Source organism: Spiroplasma endosymbiont of Megaselia nigra, from assembly GCF_003987485.1.
In the GTDB taxonomy this organism is placed as follows: Bacteria; Bacillota_I; Bacilli_A; order Mycoplasmatales; family Mycoplasmataceae; genus Spiroplasma.
In genome coordinates, this window is record NZ_RCOO01000122.1 from 1 (window position 1) to 3,509 (window position 3,509).

Annotated in this window: 3 protein-coding genes; all 3 read left to right on the forward strand. The window is 25.1% G+C overall.

Going from position 1 to position 3,509, the window contains the following annotated elements; translation table 4 throughout:
• Positions 1–474: 474 nt before the first annotated feature.
• Positions 475–1,020: a DUF402 domain-containing protein gene (locus tag D9R21_RS05100; RefSeq protein ID WP_126821363.1), complete on the forward strand. Its 546-nt coding sequence runs from the start codon at positions 475–477 to the stop codon at positions 1,018–1,020.
• Positions 1,021–1,083: 63 nt separating this feature from the next.
• Positions 1,084–2,490, forward strand: coding sequence for a glycoside hydrolase family 1 protein (locus D9R21_RS05105; RefSeq protein ID WP_126821364.1), 1,407 nt, complete (start codon positions 1,084–1,086; stop codon positions 2,488–2,490).
• A gap of 87 nt (positions 2,491–2,577) precedes the next feature.
• Positions 2,578–3,114, forward strand: coding sequence for a hypothetical protein (locus D9R21_RS05110; RefSeq protein WP_241568784.1), 537 nt, complete (start codon positions 2,578–2,580; stop codon positions 3,112–3,114).
• Positions 3,115–3,509 lie beyond the last annotated feature (395 nt).

The following is a 3,509-nucleotide window of genomic DNA, read 5'->3' on the forward strand; positions in this document are numbered from 1 at the left end:
TATCTAACGATTAATCCAATAAATATAAGTATTTTTTACAAAATAAAAAGCACTTTATTCTTTTTCAATAAAGTGCTACATTTGCATTTACAATTTACATTTTAAAAAGAAAAAATATCAAATCTAACATAATATCTGCCCTATTAAAATTATCAAACAAATAGGGGAGATTTTTACTTAACTATAAGGTCTTGTAAAAAGCAATATATAAATTTATAATTTCCAAAATAATTTATTTCCAATAAAAAAATTTCTAATTAGTTAAAGTCTGTCTATTTACTTAATAAATACAACTGATATAATGAAAATGTTGACGTATTTAAAATAGCATTTTATTTTAAAGTAATTAATATCAAAATAAAATTAAATATTATGGCAATTTAAATTTAATAATTTTACATAATTTTTTATTGTATTATTTTTAGTTGTTTTTTTGCTGTAATTTTAAAAAAGTAAATTATTGGAGGTAACATTATGGACTCGTTACAAGTTGGAGATAGTCTCTTAGTACATGCTTATAAACATAATAATGGTTCAGTTTACCGTAGTTGAGAATCAGCAGTTGTTTTATTACTAGAAGAAGAATATATTGTTTTAGTAAATGAAGATGTTACTGTTACAGAATTGAATGGTAGAAAATGAAAAACAAACGAACCAGCAATCTGGATTTTTAATCGGAAAAATTGAAGTAATATTATTTGTATGCTTAAAGATACCGGGATAAATTATTATTGTAATATTGCATCACCATTTATTATGGAGCAAAAAACAATTAAGTATATTGATTATGATTTAGACATTAAAGTTTTTGCCGATGGTAGTTATAAAATTTTAGATTTAAAAGAGTTTAATCGAAATCGCATTGCTTGAAAATATAGTCGTGATATTGTTAATGCAATTTGAACAGAAATTGATAATTTAAAGCATTTAATTAAAAATAAACTTTTTATTTTTGAACATAGTCGTGTAGAAACATTATGGAAACAATATTTAGTATTAAAATCCAAATTACTTAAATAATGTTTTATTGTTTATTCTCTAAATAATAGATATAATAAAAGTGTTTTGGAGAAAAGATTTCTAATGGGACAGCATAATTTTAAAAAAAATTTTTTATGAGGTAGTGCTTTTTCTGGTCCGCAAACAGAAGTGGCATCTTTGGAAGATGGAAAATCTGCATCAAATTGAGATCATTGATTTAAGTTAGAAAAATACCGTTTTTTTAATCAACAACCTTGTTTGAATGATTTTTACCATCGTTATCAAGAAGATATTAAAATTGCAAGGGAGTTAAATTTTAATTCATTACGAACATCAATTCAATGAAATAGATTAATTCCTGATGGAAAAACAGTTAATCAAAAAGGAATTGAATTTTACAATAATGTAATTAATGAAATGTTAAAAAATAATATTAAACCAATTATTAATTTATTTCATTTTGATATGCCATATTGAGCACAACAAAAAGGTGGTTGTCTTTCACGAGAAGTCTTTGATGCTTTTGTTTTTTATGCAAAAACTTGTTTTGAATTATTTGGTGATCGAGTTGAAATGTTTACCACTTTTAATGAACCAATTGTTGTAATTGAAGGTAGTTATTGATATGATTGACATTTTCCAAATGAAGTTAATATGCAACATGGTATGCAAGCCCAGTGGAATACTTTAATTGCTTTTAAATGAGCAATTAAAGTATTTCGACAATTAAAATTAAAAGGAGAAATTGGGTGCATTTTAAGCATTTCACTATCAATTCCTCGTAGTAAAAATAAAGCTGATTTAGAAGCAGCAAAATGACATGATTTGTTTACAATTAATTGTTTTTTAGATCCAATGGTTAAAAATGTTTATCCAAAAGAATTAAAAGAAGTTGCTAAAAAATATAACTTTATGTGACAAATTGCTGATGGAGATGAAGAATTAATTCAAGATGAGAACTTAAAAATTGATTTATTAGGAGTTAATTTTTATCAACCAGCTCGAGTAAAAGGCGTTGATTTTATTCCAGATTTTATTAATGGAGCAATTACACCACACTATTTTTACCAACCTTATGAAATGCCGGGGCGTCGTATTAATCCATACCGAGGATGAGAAATTTTTCCTAAGGCAATTTATATCACATTAATGAATTTAAAAGAACATTATAATAACATTCCAGTTTATATTTCAGAAAACGGAATAGGAGTTGAGAATGAAGAGCGTTTTTTAGAACATGGTATTATTAATGATCAATATCGCATTGATTTTACTAAAGAACATTTAGTTTGAGTTCATCAAGCAATTAAAGAAGGTTCTAATTGTTTTGGCTATCATTCTTGAGCTTATATTGAAAATTGATCATGAATGAATGCGTATAAAAATCGTTATGGATTTGTTCAATTAGATTTAACTAATAACGGTAAAAGGGTTTTAAAAAAACCAGCTAATTTTATTGCTGAAACTGCTAAAACAGGTATATTTGAATATGAAACAGAAGTAATTTAAGGATTTAAAATGAAAATTATAGATTCAGAGCGTCTAATTGTTTTACGAAAATAATATGATGATAATCATAACAAATTTAATCAACAAGTGTATGTTTCACGGTATAGTGAAGCATCACGAATTTTAAAGTTAATTCGGGTAATTAAAGTTAAAAAACCATTGGGTGAAACTTTTCATATGTTATTAACAATGTTGGCGCATGATATGAATGCTAACCTAACATATGATGATTTAGAAAATGATGCTTTTTACCGAGCAGGAACAAAGGATAAGAAACGAGAAATGCATTTAGCTTGTTTTAATGAGAATGAGGAAGTAACACTAGAATGATTCACATCCGAAGCTTGGATTAGTAAAAATTTTCGTTTTCTTAGTAAAAAAAATGGACAAGAAACAAAGATTATTTATTTAGAAATTGTTAAAAGTTTAAAAGCAAAAACAGGTTATTTAGAACAAATTATGCGGAATAATTACCTTAAAGCTGAGGTTATTCGCTTTGATATGCAAATGTATGAGTTAAAACGAAATTTAGACTTATTATCACCAAAACAATTAACTAATTATGAGATTAAAATGAGTAAATATAAAGAACGATTGGCAACAATTCGGTTATTTTCTAAATAAAAGATTAAAAGAAGATATATTGTAATATAAAGACTGCACCCCAAAAAGTAAGTAAAATTAAAAAAGAACTTTACTAAACTTTTAGAGGAGGTGCATTTTTTAATGGCAGGAAAAGAACAAAAATTTAAAACATATAATGCAGAATTTTGAAAAAATACAGTAAAATAAATTGAACAAACATCGCTTACTTATATTGCACAAAAATATAAAGTAAATATAAAAACACTTGATTCATGACAAAGAAATTTTAAAAAAGGAATTTTAAATACACCAAAAGGTCCAAAAGAACCATTTGAAAAAAAAGATTTAAACTATTATAAAGTTAGGTATGAATTATTAAAAAAGCTCCATGACTTTTACAATTAAATAAACAAAAAATAGTATCTTTTATAAAA